Source organism: Streptomyces sp. NBC_01166 (assembly GCF_045039765.1).
Classification (GTDB): domain Bacteria; phylum Actinomycetota; class Actinomycetes; order Streptomycetales; family Streptomycetaceae; genus Streptomyces.
This window is the reverse complement of sequence record NZ_CP108613.1, coordinates 7094501-7117157: the sequence shown is the minus strand read 5'-3', so window position 1 is coordinate 7117157 and position 22657 is coordinate 7094501. Positions and strand designations below refer to the sequence as shown.

The following is a 22657-nucleotide window of genomic DNA, read 5'->3' as shown; positions in this document are numbered from 1 at the left end:
GGCGACCGGGAGCCCTGTTAGGCCGTTCGGGTGAGTTCCGGGGCGGCTCGCGGCGTGCCCGGCTCCGACATGTCGGCTGCGGGCGGGACACGTAGCATTTCCGGTGAACCCACCGCCGTTCCCACCCGTCCGATGTCCGTGTGGAGGCGTCCATGGCCATTCGCCACCAGCTGATTCACCACCCGCCCGAAGCCTTGTGGGCGGTACTGGAGCAACCGGAGCAGTACGGGAGATGGGTGGTCGGAACGCATGACTCCCGCCTCCTGGAAGGCCGGTGGCCCGAGGTGGGCTCCTCCATCGAGTACACCCTGCGGCTCGGCCCGAAGGACTTCCAGGGACGCACCACCGTGCGCCGTCTGGAGCGGCCCGAAGTGCTCGAGCTGGAGGTGTACAGCGGGTTCCTGGGCACGGCGCGCATCGGGTTCGACATCCGTCCCTGGGGTGACGAGACCCTGGTGCTGCTCGACGAGCACCCGCTGCAAGGGCTCGGCGGCACCCTGCACAACGTCGCCCTCGACGCGGTCCTCCAGATCAGGCACCGCGCCATGCTGAGGCGACTGGCCGAGGCGGTCGACACCCAGGCGGAGGCCGGGCAGCCCGCCGGGTGACCGCCCACGGCCGCCCCGTGCACGCGGTCAGCCGCGGGTCCTGGCCGCGCACTCGGTCACGACGGTCCGGAGGCTGTCCGAGCCCGCCAGCAGTTCACGCTGGGCCCGGGACCCGGTCCCCCGCGTCAGCAGGGTCCGCAGCGCCTTGTCCGCCGACGCGAGGTCACCGCTGTCCTCCAGTGCGTCACCCACATGGGTGAGCAGGGCCCCCGCGACATCGGCGGCCGGCTCGGGGCGCATGGTGAGGGGGTGGAGCAGCCGCCCCTCCATGCCCGAGCGGGCGGCCTGCCAGGCGGCCATGCGCAGCGCGCTCACCGGAGCCGGGTCCGGCGGGCCACCGGCCCGCCAGGCGCGTGCCGCCGTCTCGACCAGGCCGCGCACGAGCGTGGCGAGCAGCACGGTGTCCGCCGGGTCCAGGCAGACGTCCGCGACCCTGACCTCCACCGTGGGGTAGCGGTACGAGAGCCGCGCGTCGAAGTAGATCATTCCCTCGTCGCGCAGGACACCGGTGCCGACCAGCTGCCGGACCTGCTCGTGATAACGGTCGGCGGAACCGAACACCTCCACCGGGCCGGCCGACGGCCAGCGGCCCCACACCCTGCTCCGGTAGCTGTCGTACGAGGTGTCCTGTCCCTGCCAGAAGGGGGAGTTCGCGCTCAGCGCCAGCAGGACCGGAAGCCAGGGCCGCATCCGGTCCAGTACGGCGACGCCCTCCTCGTCCGACTCCACCGATACATGCACATGGCACCCGCAGGTCAGCTGCTCCTGTGCGGTCAGGCCGAACCGCTCCGCCAGCCACCGGTACCGCTCGTCCTCCCCTATGGAGGGGCTGACCGGCAGCGGTGAGGTCGCCAGGGCCGCCACTGCGGCGCCGGCCTCGGCCGCGCTGTGTGAGGCCTCCGCCCGCCAGCGGCGGATCTCCTCCGCGAGGTCGTCCATCCCGACGCGTGGCTCGGTGGCGAACTCCACTTGCTGGTCGTGCAGTTCGGACTCGAAGACGGAGTCCCCCTCGGCCCGGCGTTCCGCCAGGGCCAGCACCGCCGTCGACAGCGCGCGGGCGTCACCGCTTTCCGAGTCGACGAGCAGCAGTTCTTCCTCGACACCGACAGTCCGCACGTTCGCATCCTCCTCAGCCGCCCGCTGCCGTCCGGTACGCGTAGCGGGTGATGAGGCGCGCGTACCCCCGGCGGCACCTTTCAGACTGCCGCACCCCGGCCAGGTGGCGCGAGGACGGAGAGGACGGCCGTCGGCGCCGCGAGCGGTCCGGACCGCTCCCCTACCGCGCCGCCCGCCTGCGGAACAGATAGGCCCCGCAGAGCCCGCCCGCCAGGAAGACGCCCAGCAGTGCCGCCCAGAGCGGCATCGTGACCTTGGGGATGATGACGCGGATGGTGACCTCGGCGGTGTTCACGCAGATGAAGACGATCGCCAGGATCGCCAACACGATGACGGCGATCCTGGCCGGCGCGAAGGCACTCGTGGTGCCGCTTGATACGTCCTTGGGGCTCATGCACTGCCCTTTCGCTCGTCCTGGTGCCGGGGCCGGGAACGGCGGTCCCCGGACCCAGGATGGCGCCGTCCCGGGTCCGGGGAGCTGTGGAGCAGGGCCGTACGGGTGACGGTCAGCCGATGACGGGCAGCTCCAGGACGCCGGTGTCCTGCGGGGCGCTGACCACGGTGACCGGCTTGATGCCCCGGTTGCCGAAGTACGCCGTGTCGCTCGCGGCGATCACGAACCGCAGCCGGTGCCCGGTCTCGTACCGGTGCACGATGCCGGGCAGCTCGACGGTGAAGGCGCGGGTGACGTCGGGGACGCGGACGGGGGCGACCAGGCGGTTCACCAGCTTCTGGGTCCCGTCGGGTGCCACGTCGTACACCTTCGCGAACAGGGTCAGCTTGTCCGCGGCGTCGCCACTGTTCTGGACCCGTTCCGTCTTCGGGGAGACGACCTTCAGGGTGGCCTTCGGCGCGCCGACGACATCCACCGGCGTGGTCAGCGGCGCACTGGTCCAGCCGAGGTAGGTGCCCTTGGTGTCGTACGGCGCCGGGTCGGACAGCCCGATGAGTCCGGCGAGGGAGCTCTCGGAGTGGCTGGTCGGCAGGAGCCAGTTGGTGTACTGCCGGCTGCCGCGCGTGACCTCGGAGCGGCTGTCCACCAGGGCGCCGTCACCGGAGAGGTACATGGTCCGGGACAGGGCGGGGACGGCGGCCGCCGTGCCGTAGCCGCTCTCCCAGTCACGGTAGTAGGCGAACTCGGGTCCGGTCGCGGTCGACTCGTCGTGGTGGAGGTAGCGGTCGAACCAGGCGAGGATGCGCTGTCCGACGTAGCTGGTCTCCAGATTGCCCGTGGCCAGGTCGAGTTCGCCGGGTACGGAGCCGCCGCTGTGTCCCCAGGCCTGCCAGATCATCTTCGTCGTGGTGCCCTGGGCCTCGAGCGCCCGGTAGGTGGCCGTGGCCTCGTTGAGGTTGAACAGACTGTCGGCCTGCCCCTGCACGAGCAGTGTGGGCGCTGTGACACCGGACAGGTAGGAGGCCGGCGAGACGCTCCGCGCGTACGTCAGCATCTCCTCGGTCGCGTCGGCCGGATAGCGGCCGGAGTTCAGCAGACGGATGGTGTCGCACGCCTGCTCGGCGAAGTGGAGGCAGCCGAGGCTGCCGAAGCGCGAGGGGTCGAGGCTCGGGACCAGCAGCGGCTGCCCCTCTCCCATCAGGTAGAAGCCGTTGGTCCACTGCCACTTGAAGACACCGGGCGTGTCGGAGGAGACGCCCCGGGACGCTCCGGCGGCGTTCGGGGCGAGCGAGTACGCCAGGTCGTTCCAGGTGATCAGCGGGACGAGCGCGTCCACGCGGTGGTCTGCGGAGGCGGTCGCCATCTGGATGGCACCGCCGTACGAGCCGCCGATCATGCCGACCACCGGGTCGCCCGGGGCGTCCGTGGTGACGTAGTCGGCCTTGGTGCCGTCGTCGGCGGCGCGGGTGCCGGCGAGGAAGTCCACGAGCCGGGAGGCCGCCTTGCCGTCGATCGCGGGGTCGTCGAGCGTGATGAGGCAGCCGGACTTGCCGAAGCCCAGCCCCGAGTAGACGAGTCCGACGTAGCCGCGTTCGGCGAAGGCCTTGCCGATGACGTCGGTGGAGCCGTCGGACTTGCTGCCGCCGAAACCGTTGGTGGCGAGGACGGCCGGGGCCGGGTGCTGCGCGTCGACTCCGGCCGGCCGGTAGAGGTCGGCGTCGACCGTGCAGGACCGGTCGCCGGCCCGCACGGTGAACTCCAGTGGGGTGACGGTGTACTGGTCGGCCGCGGACGCGGGTGGGGCACCGGTCAGAGCGAGCGGGGCGAGAATCGCCACCCCGGCGAGCAGGGCGAGTGGACGTGGACGGCGGAATCTGGGCACAGCTCGCGACACATGGACCTCCACACCGAGGACACATTACCGACCGGTAAGTACCGGGCCAGGCCCATGTTGTGACACACCTCATACCGCTGTCAACGCACGTGGGCGGAGTTTTCCGGGACGGACCCGCGGCCGCCCCCGGCCCGTCGGGCCGTCAGACCAGCGCCGGGACCTGGGAGGTCAAGGTGCAACGGCCGCCGTCGGCCGGCGCGTCCAGAACCGCCGGCACCCCGAGGGGCACGGTCAGCGCCGTGGGGCCGTGGCCGAAGCCCAGCTCCTCGACCACCGGGACCCCGAGCCCCCCGAGCCGGTCGGCGAGCACGGCCCGCACCCCTTCGTAAGGGCCGCAGCCCTCCCAGGAGCCGCACACCACACCGGATATCCCGTCGAGGGCGCCGATGCGCAGCAGCCGGGTGAGCACGCCGTCGAGCCTGTACGGCTCCTCCCCGGTGTCCTCGAGCATCAGCAGCCCGCCCTGGACCGAGGTCCGGGCGCGCGGGGTGCCGGCGTCGGCGGCGAGCAGTGCGGCACAGCCGCCGTAGGTGACCCCCCGGGCCGTGCCGGGCACCAGCGCGACCGCCGTGTCCAGCCCCAGGGTCTGCACCGACTCGGGTTCGAACAGGGTCGACCGCAGGGCCTGGCGGGTGTCCGCGTCCTTCAGGAAGACCTCGGTGGCGACCATCGGGCCGTGCAGGGTCGAGAACCCGGCCCGCAGGGCGAAGGCCTCGTGCAGCACGGTGATGTCGCTGTATCCGACGAACACCTTGGGCCCGGCCGCCCGCATCGCGGGCCAGTCCAGGAGATCGACCATGCGGTGGGCGCCGAATCCTCCCCTGGCACAGAGCACGGCGTCCACGGACGGGTCGCACCAGGCTTCCTGGAGGTCCCGGGCACGGTCCTCGTCCGTGCCGGCGAGGTGGTCCAGCTCCGGATGCGTGTCGAGCACATGGGGGGCCGCGACGGGGTCGAGATCCCAGCCGCGCAGCACGTCGAGACCGCGCTCCAGCCGTTCGGGCGGCACGGGACCGCTGGGGGCGACGACCGCGACCCTGGCACCGGGCCGCAGCCGGGCCGGGCGGGCGAGGGGCTCCAGGGTCACTTCTTCAGCTCCAGCCGTGGCACGTCGGGCCGGTCGATTCCGAACGTCTGCGCGTACAGGGAGAGTTCGGCCTCCAGTGCGCGCCTCACCGTGTCGGCCCGCCGGAAGCCGTGGCCCTCCCCCTCGAAGGTGAGGTAGGCGTGCGGGATCCCGCGCCCCTCGGTCGCGGCGAGGAAGCGCTCGCACTGGACGGGCGGGCAGATCGGGTCGTCGAGTCCCTGGAGCAGCAGGAACGGGGCGGTGATCCCGTCCGGGTGGTTGACGGGCGAGCGCTCCCGGTAGCGCTCGGGCACCTCGGCGTAGGGGCCTACGAGCGACTCCAGGTACTGCGACTCGAAGTCGTGCGTCTCACCGGTCGCCCAGCCCTCCAGGTCGAGGATCGGGTAGCTGATCGCTCCGCAGGCGTAGACATCGGTCCGCGTGAGGGAGGCGGCGGTGGTCCATCCCCCGGCGCTCCCGCCCCGGATCGCCAGCCTGTCACGGTCGGCGGAGCCCTCCTCGGCCAGCCCCAGGGCGACGGCCGCGCAGTCCTCCACGTCGACGACGCCCCACTGCCCGCGGAGCCGCTCCCTGTAGGCGCGGCCGTAGCCGGTCGAGCCGCCGTAGTTCACCTCCGCGACACCGATGCCTCGCGAGGTGAAGTAGGCGATCTCCAGGTCGAGTACGAGCGGGGCGCGACCGGTGGGACCGCCGTGCGCCCAGATGACGTAGGGCGGGAGTTCTCCGTCGGGGGCGGTGCGCCCGGGATGGCGCGGCGGGTACACATGGGCGTGGATCTCGCGGCCGGCCGGTCCGGTGAAGGTACGGATCTGCGGTTCGGGGTGGTAGGCGGGGTCGACCGCGTCCTGGTGGGGTGCGCCGATGGTCCGGGTGTGCCCCGTGGCCGTGTCCAGCTCCACCACCTCGTACGAGCTGTGGGGGCTCGCGGCGATGCCGATGACCCGGGTGTCCTGCACGGCGAGCGTCTCCGCCCACGCGGTCCAGGGGCCCACGGCGTCGACGAGTTCACCGGTCTCCGGGTCGAGCACACCGAGCGCGGTGGTGCCCCGGCCGTGGATGACGGCGATCAGCCCGTTGTCCATGAGCTGGAACCAGCGAAGTCCGATCTTCCACAGCGGCCCACCGAACTCCTCGCTCCGGCCGCCGCAGAGGCGGCTGGTGGGCACGACCGCGCCGGCGACGGCATCGGGCCTGAGGCGCTGGAGCTCCCACCAGCCTCCGACATCCGAGACGAAGAGCAGCGAGCCGTCGCGGTCCCACTCCACCTGGACGACCGATTCGTCGGTGTCGCCGACCAGGGGCCGGACCCCGGTGAAGTCACCGTCGGCAGTGAGGTCGGCCATCTTCACGACGGTGCCGTCCCACGGCATCTCCGGATGGTCCCAGGCGATCCAGGCGACCCGGCGGCCGTCGTGCGACAGCCTGGGCCCGGTGACGAACCGGTTCCGGTCGTCGGTGAGTTCGCGTACGGCGCCGCGGTCCCCCGCGGCCGAACCGTCCAGCGGCACGGCCGCGATCACGCGCCGCACGTCGGTGGGCGAGGCTCCGGTGAACTCCTCCAGCACGCACCACACCTCACCGCGTCCGAGGTGCAGCTGCGGGTCGACCCAGCGCAGTCCGCCGCCGAGGTCCGACACGGGGGTGAGCGGCCACGGTTCGTCGGGCCCGTCCGGCGCGTAGGCGTACAGCCGCTGGTCGGGGAAGTGGACGAAGACGACCAGGGGCCCGCCCTCCTCGCGCGGCGCACCGGCCCACGGCACCCCGCCGTACTCGATGACGCGGCTGCGGGGGTTCCACGGTTCGGGGAGCACCGACCGGGTGCTGCCGTCGGCCCTCCGGCGTACGAGGGCGCGGCGGCCGCCCTCGGCGGGGCGTGGCTCCGTCCACCACACCTCGTCGCCGACGGTGCCGACGAACTCCGGCCTGCCGTCGCGCGACGCGGTCAGCGCCGCGTCGATCGGTGACGGCCATGTGCCGTACGCCGCTGTGGACGCCATGGTCGGTTTCCCCCTCTTCGGTCGGGCGGTGCGGGTCGTCAGGCGGTGCGCAGGAAGTGGTCCAGGACCCGGACGCCGAAGTGCAGGGCGTCGACGGGGACCCGCTCGTCGACGCCGTGGAACAGCGCCTGGTAGTCGAAGCCGACGGGCAGCTTCAGCGGGGAGTAGCCGTAGCCGGTGATGCCGAGACGCGAGAACTGCTTGGCGTCCGTGCCGCCCGACATGCAGTACGGGACGACGTGGGCGCCCGGGTCGAACAGCTCGATGGCCGCGCGCATCTTCGCGTACGTCGGCGAGTCGACCGGGGCTTCGAGCGCGACCTCGCGGTGCTGGAACTCCCAGTCGACGCCGGGGCCGGTCAGCCGGTCCAGGGTCTCGCGGAACTCGTCCTCGCCGCCGGGGACCATGCGTCCGTCGATCTGGGCGGTGGCGTGTCCGGGGATCACGTTGACCTTGTAACCGGCTTCCAGCATCGTCGGGTTGGTGCTGTTGCGCACGGTCGGCTCGATCAGCGCGGCGGCGGGGCCGAGCTTGCCGAGCAGCTCGTCCACGTCGAATCCGGGGGCGTCGGGATCGACACGGATGTGGTGGAGCGCGGCGATCTCGGTGAGCGCGGCCCGTACGGTCGGGGTCAGCCGTACCGGCCACTCGTGCGCGCCGATCCTGGCGACGGCGGCGGCGAGCCTGCTGACGGCGTTGGCCCTGTTGACCTTGGAGCCGTGGCCGGCCTTGCCCTCGGCGGTCAGCTTCAGCCACCCCGTGCCGCGTTCCCCGGCCGCGACGGGGTAGAGCGACATGCCGGGTCCTGCGTGGAAGGTGAAGGCCCCGGACTCGCTGATGCCCTCCGTGCAGCCTTCGAAGAGCTCGGGGTGCCGGTCGGCGAGGAAGCCGGCGCCGTCGTGCGCGCTGGCCTCCTCGTCGGCCGTGTAGGCGATGACGATGTCGCGGCGCGGGCGTACGCCCGCACGTGCCCAGGCACGGACGACGGCGAGGACCATCGCGTCCATGTTCTTCATGTCGATGGCCCCGCGCCCCCACACGACGCCGTCACGCACCTCCCCGGAGAAGGGGTGCACGGTCCAGTCCTCCGCCACCGCGGGCACCACGTCGAGGTGGCCGTGGACGAGGAGGGCGTCGGCGGACGGGTCGGTGCCCTCGATCCGGGCGACGATGTTGGTCCGTCCCGGCGTGCGCTCCAGGAGGGCCGGTTCCAGCCCGGCGTCCGCCAGCCGCTCGGCGACGTACTCGGCGGCCGGTCGTTCCCGGCAGGTGTCGTCGCCCCGGTTGGTGGTGTCGATCCGGATCAGCTCGGAGGTGAACGTCACCGATTCTTCGAGCGCCCGCTCGTCGACCGGTCCGGTGGGGTTGCCCGCCTCAGCCATACTGCTCCTCCACGGCGGCCGACACGATCGTCGTCACCGCCTTGAATGTGCGAATACCTTCGTACATCGTCCCGCTGGTATAGACGACGCGCCGCTCGCCGCTCGGCGCCACGCCGGGGACCACGGTCGCGGCGGCCCCCAGATGCTCGGCGTCGAACTCCAGCTCCACCGTGTACGAGCCGCTCGTCACGGGTGTGCGGCGCCCGGCGAGCGCGGTCGCCCCGGCGGCGGCCGCCCTGATGTCGGCGGCGGTACGGGCCGGGGTCCGGCACACGGCGGCGTACCGCGAGACGTGGTCCTTCACCGCCACCGTACGCGCCTCGGGGGCGTAGCCCTGGGCGTCCTCGCAGGTCAGGTCGTCGCCGGTGACCAGGATGACGGGCACGCCGTACTCCGCCGCGACATGGGCGTTGAGCAGGCCCTCACTGGCGCGGACCCCGTTCAGCCAGACCCCGGTGATGGAGTTGGCGAGGTAGGTGTGGGCGAGCACGCCCTCCGTGCCGGCGCCCGTGTGGTAGCCGACGAACGCGACGGCGTCGACGTCGCCGTGCTGGATGCCCTCGACCATGGAGAGGGACTTGTGCTTGCCGGTGAGCATCTGGACGCGGTCGTCGAGCCGCTCCAGGAGCAGGTTGCGCATGGTCCAGTGGGCCTCGTTGACGAGGACCTCGTCGGCGCCCCCGTCGAAGAAGCCGAGTGCGGCGGCGTTCACATCGGAGGTGAAGAGCGAACGGCACCGTTCCCACTGCGGGGTGCCGGGCAGTACATCGGCCGGCCACGTCACTCCGGTGGCGCCCTCCATGTCGGCGCTGACGAGGATCTTCACGTGCGCGGTCCTGTCGCTGGTCGGTCGCTCCCCCGCCCGTTCCCGGGAAGAGGATCTTCGTGCCGCATCACGGTACGCGCCGGGACAGCGCCGGACCAGGGCGTCGGTGATCTGCCACTGGTCCAGTCCGGTGAAGCCGTCCGCCGCACGGGCGGCGGACGGCTCCGAGGTCAGGCGCGGGCGGTGCCCTTGACGAGCTCCTCGATCCTGCCGAGTTCGTCCTCGCCGAACTCCAGGTTTCCGACCGTCGCCACGCTGTTCTCCAGCTGGGCGACGCTGCTCGCTCCGACGACGGCGGAGGTGACCCGGCCGCCGCGCAGCACCCAGGCGAGCGCCATCTGGGCGAGGGACTGTCCGCGCTCGCGGGCCAGCTCGTTCAGTGCGCCCAGCCGGCTCACGAGGTCCGGGGTGACGGCCTCGGCCGACAGGAACGGGCTGCTCCCCGCCGCGCGCGATCCCTCCGGGATGCCGTTCAGATAGCGGTCGGAGAGGATGCCCTGCTCCAGTGGGGAGTACGCGATGGAGCCGGTGCCGAGCTCGTCGAGGGCGTCGAGCAGCCCGTCCTCGACCCAGCGGTCGAGCATGGAGTAGCGCGGCTGGTGGATGACGAGGGGCGTGCCCAGCTCGCGCAGGATGCGGGCGGCCTCGCGGGTCTGCTCGGCGGAGTAGTTGGAGACGCCGGCGTAGAGCGCCTTGCCCTGGCGCACCGCCGTGTCGAGCGCGCCCATCGTCTCCTCGAGCGGGGTGTCGGGGTCGAAGCGGTGCGAGTAGAAGATGTCGACGTAGTCGAGGCCGAGCCGGGTCAGGCTCTGGTCCAGCGAGGAGCGCAGGCTCTTGCGGGAGCCCCACTCCCCGTACGGCCCCTCCCACATGTGGTAGCCCGCCTTGGTCGAGATGACGATCTCGTCCCGGAGTCCCGCGAAGTCCGTGCCCAGGGCGCGGCCCATGGCGGTCTCGGCGGAGCCGGGCGGCGGGCCGTAGTTGTTGGCGAGGTCGAAGTGGGTGATGCCGAGGTCGAAGGCCCTGCGCAGGATCTCGCCCTGGCTCTCGGGGGTGCGGTCGCCTCCGAAGTTGTGCCAGAGCCCGAGCGACAGCGCGGGAAGCAGCAGGCCGCTGCGTCCGGTGCGCCGGTAGGGCATGGCGGCGTAGCGGTCGGCGGACGGAACGTACATACGGGCACTCCACGGGGCACGGGCTGGCGCGCCAGGACCGGTGCGCGTACCCAAGACTGGCGGAGAACGATCCAGCGGTCCAACAGGAGATTCCGCTGGGATTCATCGGTTAGATTGCTCAATCATGGAACTGCGTCAGCTGGAGCACTTCGTCGCGGTCGCCGAGGAGCGGCACTTCACCCGGGCTGCCGAGCGTCTGGCCGTGTCCCAGTCGGGGCTGTCCGCCTCCGTCCGCGCGCTGGAGCACGAGCTGAGGACGCCGCTGTTCAGCCGTACGACCCGCACGGTCCGGCTCACCGAGGCGGGGGCTGCCCTGCTGGTGGAGGCGGAGCGCACGCTGGCGGGTGCCAGGGCGGCGCGGGACGCCGTCGACGCCGTACGGGGGCTGCTGCGCGGCACGCTGACGCTGGGGGTGGAGCAGTGCGTGGCCGGGGTCAGCACGGCGAGGCTGCTCGCGGCCTTCCACCGGGAGCATCCGCACATGGAGATCAGGCTCCGGCAGGAGGGCACGTCCAGCCTGCTGGAAGGGGTGGCGGGCGGGAGGCTCGACCTGGCGTTCGCGGCGACCGTGAGCCCGCCGGAGTGGCGGGGCGAGCTCGTGCCGCTGGCCCGGGAGCCCATGGTCGTCCTGTGCGCCCCCGGTCACCGGCTCGCCCAGGAGGACGCGCGGGTGGCGTGGGGCGAACTGCGCGGCGAGTCGTTCATCGACTTCCACCCGGACTGGGGGCCCAGGCGGGCGGCCGACGAGGCGTTCGCCGTGGCGGGGGTCCGTCGCACGGTGGCGCTGGAGGTCAACGACGTGCACAGCCTGCTGGAGCTGGTGCACGAGGGCCTCGGGATCGCGGTCGTGCCGCACCACTTCTCCCGTAAGCCGGAGGCCCGGGGCCTGGTCGCGGTGGAGCTCGACGGAGCGCACCGGCCGGCCTACGAGAGCGTCGTGGTCCTCCCGCCGGCCCAGGCCATGACCCCGGGGGCGAAGGCGCTGATGACGCTGGTCCGGGAGGCCCCGCTGCGCTGACCCCGGCCGCCTCTCAGCCGCTCAGCGCCTCGGCGAACGCTCCCGCTTCCTGGTCGACTCCGCTGCAGGCGTCCGAGGCGGTATCCGTGTCCTCGTCGGAGGTGCACTGCTGGTCGCGGAAGGCCGCCCAGAGGGAGAGCGCGCCGACCCCTCGGCGGGCGGCGAACGAACGCAGGGACGCCGCGTCGTCGAGGGTGAACGTCTCCCCTTCGACGTCGTTGACCCCGATCATCACGGTGATGTGCAGCGCCTTCCACGCCGCGTCCTGCGACAGCCCGAGGACGTCCATGAGCTGGGCCTGGGCCGCGGCGGCCGCCTGCTCGGCGTAGTCGCCCATGTCGCCGCTGTGGGACGTGCTGTAGTTCATCGCCATGATGTTGACCGCCGAGACGTCGACCCCCTGGTCCACCGCGTCCTCCAGGACCGCGAGCCCGGTGTCCTCCAGCCCTTCGGGCATGACGGGCAGGGTGTAGGTGACGTCGAGGCCGCGCTTCTCCTGGAGCAGGGCGAGTGCTTCGTTGCGGCGGGTGACGGAGGCGGTGTCGGTGAGCGCGCTGCCCTCGATGTCGAAGTCGGCCTTCGTGGCGCCGACCGCGTCGAGCACCTCGGCGTAGGCGTCGGCCAGCTCCTCCGCGCTGTCGCAGGCAAGCGCCGCCTCGGTGCCCGCGGCACCGCCGAAGGAGACCCGGAGGTCCGCGCCGTCGGCGGTGAGCGCCTCGGCGCGCGCCGCGACCGCTTCGCTGCCGGCCGCGGTGGTGCCGCCCCAGAGGGGGGTGCAGCCGGAGGTGGCGGAGGTGACGAAGGCCAGGTTGTACGTGTCGGGGGACCCCGCGCCGTCCGTGTCGGCGGCGGTCGTGGCGCTCACGTACGGGGTGTAGGCGGTCCGCGCGGCCGCCGGCGGGGGCTGCGCGGTCCCCTTCGACTGATCGGCGACGCCGCCCGGCGAGCAGGCCGAGCACGCGAGGCCGAGCGCGATCAGCCCGGCGACGGCTGAGGAAACCCGTGTGCGCCTTCGCATGACGTGTGTGCACCTGCTTTCGGAATGTCGTCCGCAACGGCAGCCGGTGCTGCCGGGACGCCTAGAACCTCTCACACCCGGGGCCTGCGCGAAGACACAGGAAACCCATGGAAAAGGACCAACAGTGGCCGCCTGGAACGCCCAACTCCCCTGCTGGGAAAGGTTCGAGCGGCACGGAGCCGGCGTATCGCGGTCGGCGTACTCTCAGCGGTCCGACAGGTTCGGGCCCTCTTCACAGCGAGCGGCCAGGAAAGCTCCAGACTTCGCACATCAAGCTTCGCCACCATGCGCACATGCAATCCGACCCCGTCATCGAGAAAGACCCGGCGCCGCGCGGCCGACGCCGGGCACACGCCGGCCCGGCCCGTCCGGCCGAGCGCCGTCGCGCGGCCGAACAGCCGCAGGAGGGACCCGTCTTCGTGGACGGCTCCGGGCGCCGGGCCAAGCTGCTGCGCCGCGCCGGCATGCTCCTGGGCGCCGTCTGCGTCGGTTACGCCGCCGTGCTGGGACTCGCCTTCATGGGCGGCATCTCCATGACCCCTTCGCAGCTGCTCCCCTTCGACGGCGGCCCGGCCGCCGAGGCCGGCCCGGGAGGCGGGACGCGGCCGGGTTACGGCATGCCACCGGGCGGGACCGCGCCCCCGGGCGGCGCGCCGACGCCGCCGGCGGCCGGCGGAGCGACACCGTCCGGCCAGGCATCGGCATCGGCATCGGCATCGGGCGGGGCGAACTGATGGCCGCTTCCCGCCGTCGGCACGCCACGCCCGGCAGGATCAGCCGCGTGGGGCGCCAGGCCGTCCCCCGGCCCCGCGTGATCATGGCCTTGCTGCTTCTGCTGGGGCTCGTCTGCATGATGCTGCTGGACGGCTATCTGCGCGCCGAGATCGGTGACGACCAGCGGGTCCGGACCGGAGCCTCCGCGGACTCGGTGCCCGCCGACGTGCTGGAGGGCGGGCCGATCCTGAGCTTCCCCGGCGGCACCGCCCGTACGCAGTCCGTGCCGGACAAGACCATCGTGCTCACCTTCGACGACGGCCCCGATCCCGAGTGGAGCGGGAAGGTGATGGACATCCTGGACGAGAACGACGTGCCGGGCACCTTCTTCCTCGTCGGCTCGATGGTCGCGCGCTATCCGGACGTCGTCCGCAGGATGGTCGACGAGGGCAACGAGGTGGGGGTCCACACCTTCACCCATGTCGATCTCTCCTATCAGAGCGAGGCCCGCGTCAAGCGGGAGATCGCCCAGACGCAGCTCGCGCTGGCGGGCGCCGCCGGCATCACGACGACGCTGTTCCGCGCCCCGTACTCCTCGAAGACCGATGCGATCGACGACTACAGCTGGCCCGTCTACGAGCGCCTCGGCGCGATGGGTTACACGAGCGTGTTCATCGACACCGACAGCGAGGACTGGCAGCAGCCCGGCGTCTCCAAGATCATCGAGTGGGCGACGCCGGAGGACGGCGAGGGCGCCTCGGTGCTCTTCCACGACTCGGGCGGCGACCGCTCCGAGACCCTGGCCGCGCTGCCGGAGTACATCAAGAAGATGAAGGCGAAGGGCTACACCTTCACCACCGTCAGCGGCGCCCAGCAGGAGGCCGGCACCGACGGTGAGGACGCGGACGCTGCCGCTCCCCCCGGCCCCGTACAGGACGGCGGCGCACAGGGCGACTCGGTGCAGGCCGCCCACCGCAAGGCGGACACCGCGAGCGTGTGGGAGGGTCGCGCCCTGCTCGCCGCGGTCACGGTCGCGGAGTGGACCGTGCCGGGGCTGGCCACGATGCTGGGTGTCGTCGGGGTGGCGGTCCTGGGCCGCTTCGGCCTGATGCTCCTGCTCGCCCGGCGCCATCACCGGCAGCGCAACAGACGCCGGTTCACCTGGGGCCCCGAGGTGACCGGGCCGGTGAGTGTGATCGTTCCGGCCTACAACGAGAAGGAGTGCATCGCCGCCACGCTCAACTCCCTCGCCGCGAGCACACATCCGATCGAGATCCTGGTCGTCGACGACGGATCGACGGACGGCACCGCGGAGATCGCCGAATCGCTCGGCCTCCCCAATGTCCGGGTGATCCGGCAGGAGAACGCGGGCAAGCCGGCGGCACTCAACAACGGTGTGCGGCAGGCGCGTCACGACATCGTCGTGATGATGGACGGGGACACCGTCTTCGAACCGGACGCCGTGCACCAGCTCGTCCAGCCGTTCGCCGACCCCGGTATCGGCGCCGTCGCGGGGAACGCGAAGGTCGGCAACCGGTCCACGATGATCGGTGCCTGGCAGCACATCGAGTACGTGATGGGCTTCAACCTGGACCGCAGGATGTACGACCTGCTGCGCTGCATGCCCACCATCCCCGGTGCCATCGGTGCCTTCCGCCGCCAGGCGGTTCTGGAGGCCGGCGGGATGAGCGAGGACACGCTGGCGGAGGACACCGACATCACCATCGCGCTCCATCGCGCGGGCTGGCGCGTCGTCTACGCCGAGCACGCCCGGGCGTGGACCGAAGCACCGGCGTCCCTGGGCCAGTTGTGGCGTCAGCGCTACCGCTGGAGCTACGGCACCATGCAGGCGTTGTGGAAGCACCGCCGGTCCGTCACCGACCGGGGGCCCTCCGGGCGCTTCGGCCGCGTCGGCATGCCGCTCGTCGTCCTCTTCCAGATCGTCACACCGGTGTTCGCGCCGCTCATCGACGTCTTCACCGTCTACGCGATGGTCTTCGTGGACTTCCGGGCGTCGCTGCTCGCCTGGCTGGCGATCCTGGCCGTGCAGCTGCTCTGCGCGGCGTACGCCTTCCGTCTCGACCGGGAGAAGTACAGGTACCTGCTGATGATGCCCCTCCAGCAGCTCGCCTACCGGCAGTTGATGTACCTCGTGCTGATCCACTCCTGTGTCACGGCGGCGACCGGGGGCCGGCTGCGCTGGCAGAAGCTGAAACGCACGGGTGAGGTGGGCACGCCCCACGTGGGGGCCTCGTAGTGGCGGGGGCGCACCGCCGGGCGGCGTTCGCGCCGCCCTCCGCGGCCGCCACGGCCACCGGCCGGGACCGGTCCTTCGATGTGCTGCGGGCCGTGGCGCTCGTCCGGGTGGTGACCTACCACACCTTCGAGTGGCCCTGGCTGGGGTACGTCTTCCCGTCCATGGGCGTGATGTTCGCGCTCGCCGGGTCGCTCATGGCCCGCTCGCTGGAGCGGCCGGCCCCCGGGGTGCTCCGCAGCAGGCTGCGGCGGCTGCTGATCCCGGTGTGGCTGTTCGGGCTCGTACTCGGCGTGGCTATGCTGCTGCACGGCTGGGTGCCGGGGCCGGACGTCCTGCTCTGGGTGCTGCCGGTCGGGGATCCGCCCGGCAACGCCTGGGGTGAGCAGGCCTGGGCGGTGCTCTGGTATCTGCGCGCCTATCTCTGGTTCGTACTGCTCTCTCCGCTGCTGCTGCGCCTCTTCCGGCTCGCCCCGCTCCCCGTGCTCGCCCTGTCCCTGGTGCCCGTCGTGGTGCTGGAGACGGTGTCCGGGGTGCCGGACGGCCGGCTGGGGGGCGCGATCAGTGACGCCTCGGTGTTCCTGTTCTGCTGGCTGCTGGGGTTCGCGCACCGCGACGGTGTGGTCGACCGGCTGCGCGGCGCGGGAGCGGTGGGGGTCGCGGTGCCCCTGATGGCCGCGGGTGCCTGGTGGGCGGCCGGGCACCCGGCGGAGGGCTCGTTCGACCTGGACGACCTCCCGCTCGCCCAGGCGCTGTGGTCGGCGGGGTTCGTGCTGCTCCTGCTGCGTTTCAGGCCGCGCTTCGACGGACTCGTACGTCACCGGGTGGCCGACCGGGTCGTCACGGTGTTCAACGCCCGCGCGGTGACGGTCTACCTCTGGCACGAGGTGGCGCTGATGGCCGCGGTGCCGCTGATCGACCTCATGTGGGAGGTGCCGGCGCTGGAGCGGCACCTGCCGCTGGACAGCCTCTGGTGGCAGTTCGGTGTCGCCTGGATGCTGATCGCCGCCGCCGTGGTGTGCTTCGGCTGGGTCGAGGACGTCGCGGCGAGGCGGAGGCCCCGGCTTCTGCCGTGAGGGCCGGGGTGTGCGGGGCGCTCCCCCGCACACCCCGGCGCACCTGAGCCGCCCTCAGTCCTCGTGGCCCAGCTGGAGGTCGCGTTCGGTGCGGCCTCCCCCGGGGAGCTGGAGCACGGTGGCGACCGGCGGATAGCCGGCGGCGATCACGGTGTACTCGCCGGTCGACAGGTCGACGAACCGGAACGCCCCGTCGGAGCCGGTGGTCAGGGTGTCGACCACGTTGCCCGCCGCGTCCAGCAGCGTGACCCTGGCGTCCTCGACGGCTCGCCCGCCAGGGGCGCGCACGATCCCCCGGAGCACGGCACCGCCCGCCAGCTCGATGTCCTGCCTGGTCTCCCGGGCGGCCTGCACGCTGACGGGGAGGGCGGCGGGGCGGAAGGCCGGCGCGCTGGCGGCGAGGGTGTACTCACCGGCCACCAGCTCGCTGATGACATAGGCGCCCTCGCGTCCGGTGCGGGTCGTCGCGACGACTTCGCCCCGTACGTCGGTGAGTGTGACCGCCGCGTCGCGGACGGGGGCTCCGTCGGGTGTGACGACCGCGCCGGCGAGCCGTCCCGCCCCGCCCAGGACCACGTCGAGCTCCACCGGCCGGTCGCTGACGGTGACACTGACGGCCTGCGGCTGGTGCCCGCCCGCGGCGGCGATCAGCACGTAGGCCCCCGCTGCCGGCGCGCTCAGCGCGTACCGCCCGTCGTCGGCGCTCGCTCCGCGTCCGACCTGCCGCCCCTGGACGTCGATGAGGGTGAGCGCGGCCCGCCCCACCTTCGTGCCGTCGGGGTGCTGGACACATCCGCACACCGGAACCCCGGAGAGCGGTCCGGGCTGCGGCGGGCCGGGGTCGGTGCGGGCCGCGGGGATCGTGGAGTGCACCTCGGTCGGGTCGGGGGCCGTCTGGGGGGTGTGGTGGGACACCAGCGGTTTCTCCTTGAGGAAGAAGGCGAGGAACAGGCCGAGCAGGAGCACCGGCACCAGGTAGAGGAAGATCCGCGGCATCGCGTCGGCGTACGCCTGGATGTAGGCGTCGCGCAGTGCGGGCTCCATGGAGTGGACCAGCTGTGGGGTGATCGACTCGGCGTCGGGCAGATCGGCGCCGGAGGGGAGCCGCACCCCGAGCGCGTCACCGAGCCGCCCGGCGAACAGGGTGCCGAAGATCGCGGCTCCGACGCTGCCGCCGATCTGGCGGAAGTAGTTGTGCGCGCTGGTGGCGGTGCCGAGGTCGGAAGGGCGTACGGAGTTCTGCACGGCCAGCACCAGGATGGACATGACGAGGCCGATCCCGATGCCCAGGACGGCCTGCCAGATGCCGTACTCCAGCGCCGAGGTGTTGGTGTCGAGCAGGGAGAGCAGCCACATGCCCACAGCCGACACGGCTCCGCCCACCAGCGGATAGACGCGGTAGCGGCCCGTACGCGAGACCAGTTGGCCGGAGACGACGGAGGAGATGACGATGCCGCCCATCATGGGCAGCATCAGCAGCCCCGACTCGGTGGCGGACACGCCCTCGACCATCTGGAGGTAGGTCGGCAGATAGCTGGCCGCCCCGAAGAGGGCGACCCCGATGACCGCGCCGACCAGCGAGGTGACGTTGAAGACGGAGTCCCGGAACAGGCGCAGCGGGATGATGGGTTCGGCGGCCCGGTGTTCGACGACGAGGAAGAGCAGAGTCGTTCCGGCAGCCCCGGCGGCGAGCCCCAGGATGGTCCGGGAGCCCCAGGCGTACTCCGTCCCGCCCCAGCTGGTGAGCAGCACCAGGCAGGTCGACGCGACGGCCAGCAGCAGCGCCCCCAGCACGTCGAGGCGGGGGCGGACGGCGGGTTTGGGGAGCTTCAGCACGAGGGCGATGACGGCGAGGGTGACGAGGCCGAACGGCACGTTGATGTAGAAGCACCAGCGCCAGGAGGCGTGATCGGTGAAGAAACCGCCGAGGAGCGGTCCCGCCACCGAGGCGAGGCCGAAGACGGCCCCGATGAGGCCCATGTAGCGGCCCCGCTCCCTGGCCGGGACGATGTCCGCGATGATCGCCTGGACGCCGATCATGAGCCCGCCGCCGCCGATGCCCTGGACGGCCCGGAAGGCGATGAGTTCGTCCATGGTGCGCGACCAGCCCGCCAGGGCGGAGCCGATGATGAAGACGACGATCGCGAACTGGAAGACACCCTTGCGGCCGAAGAGGTCGCCGAGCTTCCCGTAGAGCGGCAGACCGATCGTGGAGGCGAGCAGATAGGCGGTGACCGCCCAGGACATCTTGTCCAGGCCGTGCAGCTCACCGACGATCTTCGGCAGGGCGGTGGCGACGATCATCTGGTCGAGCGCCGCGAGCAGCAGGGTGAGCATCAGCCCGAGGAAGACCAGCCGGATCCTGCGGGGGCTGATGTCGTCCGGCGGCGCGGACGGCCCGGCGGCGGACGGCGGCGGGGGCGGCTCGTACTCCGCCTCGGTGCCGGGCGCCGCCCGGGAACCGGGCGCCCCGTACTCCGTGCCTCCCGGCTCGTCCTTCACCAGAGTGATCCCACCCACCACGTAACGCTCCCCTCGTCGCAGCTGCGCCGCCCATTTCTCGCATCAGGCGGTAAGGCGGGGCAAACGCGACCGGGCGCACGCAGGGCGCATTCAGAGGGCTTATGCGCCGGTGGGAGGCACTGCGACGCGCAACCGGCCACCCCGGAAAACCACCCGTTCCGGTGAGGCCGGCCGCGACGCCAACAGCGGGGGAAGCAGCGTTACTTCTCCACCTCGGTGGCGAGGTTCTGCAGCAGTTCGTCGTAGATGCGGCCGAGTCCCTTGGGCGCGAAGGTCTTCTCGAAGAACCCGCCGATGCCGCCGGCGCCGTTCCACACCGTCGAGACGACGGCCTTGGACTTGCCCTCGCCGGCCGGGGTGACGGTCCAGGTGGTGACCATCGAGGAGTTGCGGTCCTTCTCGATCAGCTGCCCGTCGGTGGGCTCGGTGACCTCGAGCAGGCAGTCGCGGACCCGCTTGCTCGTGGCCTGGAGCTTCCAGTGGACGAGGGTGCCTTCGCCGTCCCCGCCCTCGCGCACCTCGTACTCGCTGAAGTGCCCGGTCAGCACCTTGCCCCGGACCTCCTTGTAGTCGGCCAGCGCATCGAACACCGTCTCTGCGTCCGCCGCGATGATCCGCTCTGTCGTGGCCTCGACCTGCGCCATGCCTGCTCCTCCAGCACTCGGTTCTTCGGGGTGCTGCTGAGCCAACCACCTCGGGTACGGCCCCTCAAAATCGGGCCCCGCGCTCCGCCGTGCACGATCAAGTGAACACATGTTCTATTCTCTGCGGAGTGCTACCAAGGAGGCGCTCATGCGCTGGGACAATCTGGCAGAGAACACCACAAAGACGGGTAACGGTGCGCTCTTCGCCGCGGACGCGGTGACGACGCGCACTTTCGACACCCCGGAATTCAGGGGAATCACCTTCCACGAGATCCGGGCCCGCTCGATCGTGAACCGGGTGCCCGGGGCCTCCCGCATGCCGTTCGAATGGACAGTGAACCCGTACCGGGGCTGCACCCACGCGTGCGTGTACTGCTTCGCCCGCAAGACCCACAGCTATCTGGACCTGGACACCGGTCTCGGCTTCGACTCGCAGATCGTCGTCAAGGTCAACGCCGCCGAGCTGCTGAGCCGTCATCTGGCCTCCCGCCAGTGGCACGGCCAGCACATCGCGATGGGAACGAACGTCGACTGCTACCAGCGGGCCGAGGGCCGCTACCGGCTGATGCCCGGCATCATCGCGGCGCTGCGCGACCACGCGAATCCCTTCTCCATCCTCACGAAGGGCACTCTGATCCTGCGCGACCTCGATCTGTTGCGACAGGCCGCCGAGGTCACCGAGGTCGGCGTGTCCGTCTCCGTCGGATTCACCGACCCCGAGCTGTGGCGCACGGTCGAGCCGGGCACCCCCTCCCCCGAGCGTCGCCTCGACGTCGTCCGCGCCATGACGGACAACGGGATCGGCTGCGGGGTGCTGATGGCCCCGGTCATCCCCTTCCTCGGCGACCACCCCGACCAGCTGCGCGCCACCGTCCGCGCCATCGCCGCGGCCGGGGCCACGTCCGTCACGCCGCTCGTCCTGCACCTGCGGCCCGGCGCCCGCGAGTGGTTCATGCGGTGGGTCGCACAGCACCACCCCCACCTGGTGCGACGGTACGAACGGATGTACGCGGACGGCGCGTACGCACCGACCTGGTACCAGCGGTCCATCACCCGCCGGGTCCACGAGCTCGCGGCCGAGTTCGGCATCGGCCCGGCCGACCGGGGCGGCGCCCGCCGCCTCGCCCGCGAGACCCCGCCGGCCCTCACCGACGGACATACGCCGGGCCCCACCCAGCTGACCCTGCTCTGACCGCACCGGCCTCCCTGCCCGAACGGGTCAACTCTCGGCGACATGTGACCTGCCCGGCCCGGATCCGGGAAGCATGCGGCGGGGGCTGTGCCACCCACAGCCGTGTTCCCCGACCACGGGAGGCCCTATGACGAAACGTGCAGGAATTCTGGTCGCCGTCGGCGCCACGGTCGCAGGTCTGGTGACCGCCGCGCCGTCCACCGCGTCCGCGCCGTCCACCGCGACCGCCGGGACGGGTGCGGCCGCCCCCGGCGCCGCCACGCCGCTCAGGTGGACCGGCTGCAGGACGAAGACGTATCCGGCCCTGCAGTGCGCAACCGTCCGCGCGCCGCTCGACCATGACAACCCGTCGGGCAGGCAGGTCACCCTGGCCCTCTCCCGGATCCCGCACACGGCGAAGACCTCGCAGGGGCCCCTGCTGGTCAACCCCGGCGGCCCCGGCGGCAGCGGGCTCTCCATGGCGGGCTTCGTCGCGTCCTCGCTGCCCGCGAAGCTCGCCGCGCAGTACGACGTGATCGGGTTCGACCCACGCGGGGTCGGGAAGAGCACCCCCGCCCTGGACTGCGTGCCGAAGTACTTCGAACCCGTACGCCCCGACTCCGTGCCGGACTCCTACGCGGCGGAGAAGACCGCGCGCAACCGGGCCGCCTCCTTCGCCGCCGCGTGCGGTGAGAAGCACGGCGAACTGCTGCCGTACATGGACACCGTCAGCGCCGCGAAGGACCTCGACACCATCCGCGAGGCCCTCGGCGCAGAGCAGATCAACTACTTCGGATATTCGTACGGCACCTACCTGGGCGCGGTCTACGCCAAGCTGTTCCCCGAGCGCGTGCGCCGCCTGGTGCTGGACTCGGTCGTCGACCCGGACGGCGTCTGGTACGAGGACAACCTCGGCCAGGACCACGCGTTCGACGCCCGCCACAAGGCCCTGATGGCGTGGATCGCGAAGAACGACGCCACGTACAAGCTCGGCAAGGACCCGGCCGCGGTCGAGGCCGCGTGGTACCGGATGCGCGACGCGGTGAAGAAGCACCCCGCGGCCGGCAAGGTCGGGCCGGGCGAGCTCGAGGACACCTTCATGCCGGGCGGCTACTACAACGGCTACTGGCCGCGCCTCGCCGAGACGTTCGCCGCGTACGTCAACGACAAGGACCAGGACGCGCTGGCCACCGCGTACAAGGACTTCGCGGCCGTGGACAGGAGCGGCGACAACGGCTACTCCGTCTACGCCGCCGTGCAGTGCCGCGACGCCGGCTGGCCCCGCACCTGGAGCACCTGGCGCAACGACACCTGGCAGGCGCACCGCAAGGCGCCCTTCATGTCGTGGAACAACACCTGGTACAACGCCCCGTGCGCCACCTGGCCGGTGGAGCCTCTCGAGCCCGTGCGGGTCACCAACGACGACATCCCGCCCGCGCTGATCCTCCAGGCCACCGACGACGCGGCCACGCCCTACGAGGGCGGCGTCACCATGAGCCGCAGGCTCAAGGGGTCGAGACTCGTCGTCGAGCAGGGCGGAGGCAACCACGGCATCACCCTGAGCGGCAACGACTGCCTGGACGCGCACCTGGTGGACTACCTCACCGACGGCACCCTCCCGGCCGGCGGCGGCAGCGGCGCGGACGCGGTCTGCGACGCCCTCCCGGAGCCGAAGCCCGCCCCCGCCACGAAGGCCGGAGCGAACCTGAAGGGCAAGACACTGCACGGTCTGCTCGGCTTCCGCGGCTGAGAAATACCGGGCC

The 22657-nt window shown here is 71.9% G+C and carries 18 protein-coding genes; 7 read left to right on the top strand and 11 right to left on the bottom strand.

Going from position 1 to position 22657, the window contains the following annotated elements; translation table 11 throughout:
- Window positions 1-152: 152 nt before the first annotated feature.
- Window positions 153-608 (top strand): SRPBCC family protein, encoded by a 456-nt coding sequence (locus OG379_RS32200; RefSeq protein ID WP_405666597.1) that lies wholly within the window; start codon window positions 153-155, stop codon window positions 606-608.
- 27 nt (window positions 609-635) lie between these two features.
- Here OG379_RS32200 and OG379_RS32195 read toward each other — a convergent pair whose 3' ends face one another.
- From OG379_RS32195 to OG379_RS32160, 8 genes are all read right to left on the bottom strand, one after another.
- The gene (locus OG379_RS32195) at window positions 636-1724 is read right to left on the bottom strand and encodes a glutamate--cysteine ligase (RefSeq protein WP_405666595.1); all 1089 of its coding nucleotides are present in this window, start codon (window positions 1722-1724) and stop codon (window positions 636-638) included.
- 160 nt (window positions 1725-1884) lie between these two features.
- A complete protein-coding gene (locus tag OG379_RS32190; protein ID WP_401519042.1) occupies window positions 1885-2118 on the bottom strand; it encodes a DUF1049 domain-containing protein in 234 nt (77 codons plus the stop codon).
- 112 nt (window positions 2119-2230) lie between these two features.
- Entirely contained in the window at window positions 2231-4012 is a 1782-nt protein-coding gene (locus tag OG379_RS32185) for a CocE/NonD family hydrolase (protein WP_405666593.1), read from the bottom strand.
- Between the two features lie 142 nt (window positions 4013-4154).
- On the bottom strand, window positions 4155-5099 hold the full coding sequence (locus OG379_RS32180) for an LD-carboxypeptidase (protein ID WP_393760790.1): 945 nt from the start codon (window positions 5097-5099) through the stop codon (window positions 4155-4157).
- On the bottom strand, window positions 5096-7096 hold the full coding sequence (locus tag OG379_RS32175) for a S9 family peptidase (RefSeq protein ID WP_405666591.1): 2001 nt from the start codon (window positions 7094-7096) through the stop codon (window positions 5096-5098). Before OG379_RS32175 ends, OG379_RS32180 begins: the two co-directional genes overlap by 4 nt.
- Window positions 7097-7134: 38 nt before the next feature.
- On the bottom strand, window positions 7135-8478 hold the full coding sequence (locus tag OG379_RS32170) for a M20/M25/M40 family metallo-hydrolase (RefSeq protein ID WP_405666589.1): 1344 nt from the start codon (window positions 8476-8478) through the stop codon (window positions 7135-7137).
- The gene (locus OG379_RS32165; protein WP_362928286.1) at window positions 8471-9304 is read right to left on the bottom strand and encodes a M55 family metallopeptidase; all 834 of its coding nucleotides are present in this window, start codon (window positions 9302-9304) and stop codon (window positions 8471-8473) included. Before OG379_RS32165 ends, OG379_RS32170 begins: the two co-directional genes overlap by 8 nt.
- 170 nt (window positions 9305-9474) lie before the next feature.
- Entirely contained in the window at window positions 9475-10476 is a 1002-nt protein-coding gene (locus OG379_RS32160) for an aldo/keto reductase (protein WP_405666588.1), read from the bottom strand.
- Between the two features lie 124 nt (window positions 10477-10600).
- Here OG379_RS32160 and OG379_RS32155 point away from each other — a divergent pair, with 124 nt between their 5' ends.
- Window positions 10601-11494 carry a LysR family transcriptional regulator gene (locus OG379_RS32155; RefSeq protein ID WP_405666587.1) on the top strand — a complete coding sequence of 298 codons (894 nt, stop codon included), beginning with the start codon at window positions 10601-10603 and terminating at the stop codon, window positions 11492-11494.
- A gap of 13 nt (window positions 11495-11507) precedes the next feature.
- On the opposite strand, the gene OG379_RS32150 is transcribed toward OG379_RS32155, so the two are convergent.
- On the bottom strand, window positions 11508-12512 hold the full coding sequence (locus OG379_RS32150; RefSeq protein ID WP_405666586.1) for a chitinase: 1005 nt from the start codon (window positions 12510-12512) through the stop codon (window positions 11508-11510).
- Between the two features lie 293 nt (window positions 12513-12805).
- Between OG379_RS32150 and OG379_RS32145 the strand changes: the two genes are divergently transcribed.
- The 3 genes from OG379_RS32145 to OG379_RS32135 are packed head-to-tail and all read left to right on the top strand — an operon-like array spanning window position 12806 to window position 16556.
- Window positions 12806-13246, top strand: coding sequence for a hypothetical protein (locus OG379_RS32145; RefSeq protein ID WP_405666585.1), 441 nt, complete (start codon window positions 12806-12808; stop codon window positions 13244-13246).
- On the top strand, window positions 13246-15483 hold the full coding sequence (locus OG379_RS32140; protein WP_405666584.1) for a bifunctional polysaccharide deacetylase/glycosyltransferase family 2 protein: 2238 nt from the start codon (window positions 13246-13248) through the stop codon (window positions 15481-15483). Before OG379_RS32145 ends, OG379_RS32140 begins: the two co-directional genes overlap by 1 nt.
- Window positions 15483-16556 (top strand): acyltransferase family protein, encoded by a 1074-nt coding sequence (locus OG379_RS32135; protein WP_405666583.1) that lies wholly within the window; start codon window positions 15483-15485, stop codon window positions 16554-16556. Before OG379_RS32140 ends, OG379_RS32135 begins: the two co-directional genes overlap by 1 nt.
- A 54-nt stretch (window positions 16557-16610) precedes the next feature.
- On the opposite strand, the gene OG379_RS32130 is transcribed toward OG379_RS32135, so the two are convergent.
- Both OG379_RS32130 and OG379_RS32125 read right to left on the bottom strand, forming a co-directional pair.
- Complete coding sequence (locus OG379_RS32130) at window positions 16611-19079, bottom strand: MFS transporter (RefSeq protein WP_405666582.1); 2469 nt, start codon at window positions 19077-19079, stop codon at window positions 16611-16613.
- 200 nt (window positions 19080-19279) lie between these two features.
- The gene (locus tag OG379_RS32125; protein WP_104783865.1) at window positions 19280-19723 is read right to left on the bottom strand and encodes an SRPBCC family protein; all 444 of its coding nucleotides are present in this window, start codon (window positions 19721-19723) and stop codon (window positions 19280-19282) included.
- A 148-nt stretch (window positions 19724-19871) separates the two neighbouring features.
- Here OG379_RS32125 and OG379_RS32120 point away from each other — a divergent pair, with 148 nt between their 5' ends.
- Both OG379_RS32120 and OG379_RS32115 read left to right on the top strand, forming a co-directional pair.
- On the top strand, window positions 19872-20915 hold the full coding sequence (locus OG379_RS32120; protein ID WP_405666581.1) for an Rv2578c family radical SAM protein: 1044 nt from the start codon (window positions 19872-19874) through the stop codon (window positions 20913-20915).
- A 127-nt stretch (window positions 20916-21042) separates the two neighbouring features.
- Window positions 21043-22644: an alpha/beta hydrolase gene (locus OG379_RS32115; protein ID WP_405666580.1), complete on the top strand. Its 1602-nt coding sequence runs from the start codon at window positions 21043-21045 to the stop codon at window positions 22642-22644.
- The last annotated feature ends 13 nt before the right edge of the window (window positions 22645-22657 follow it).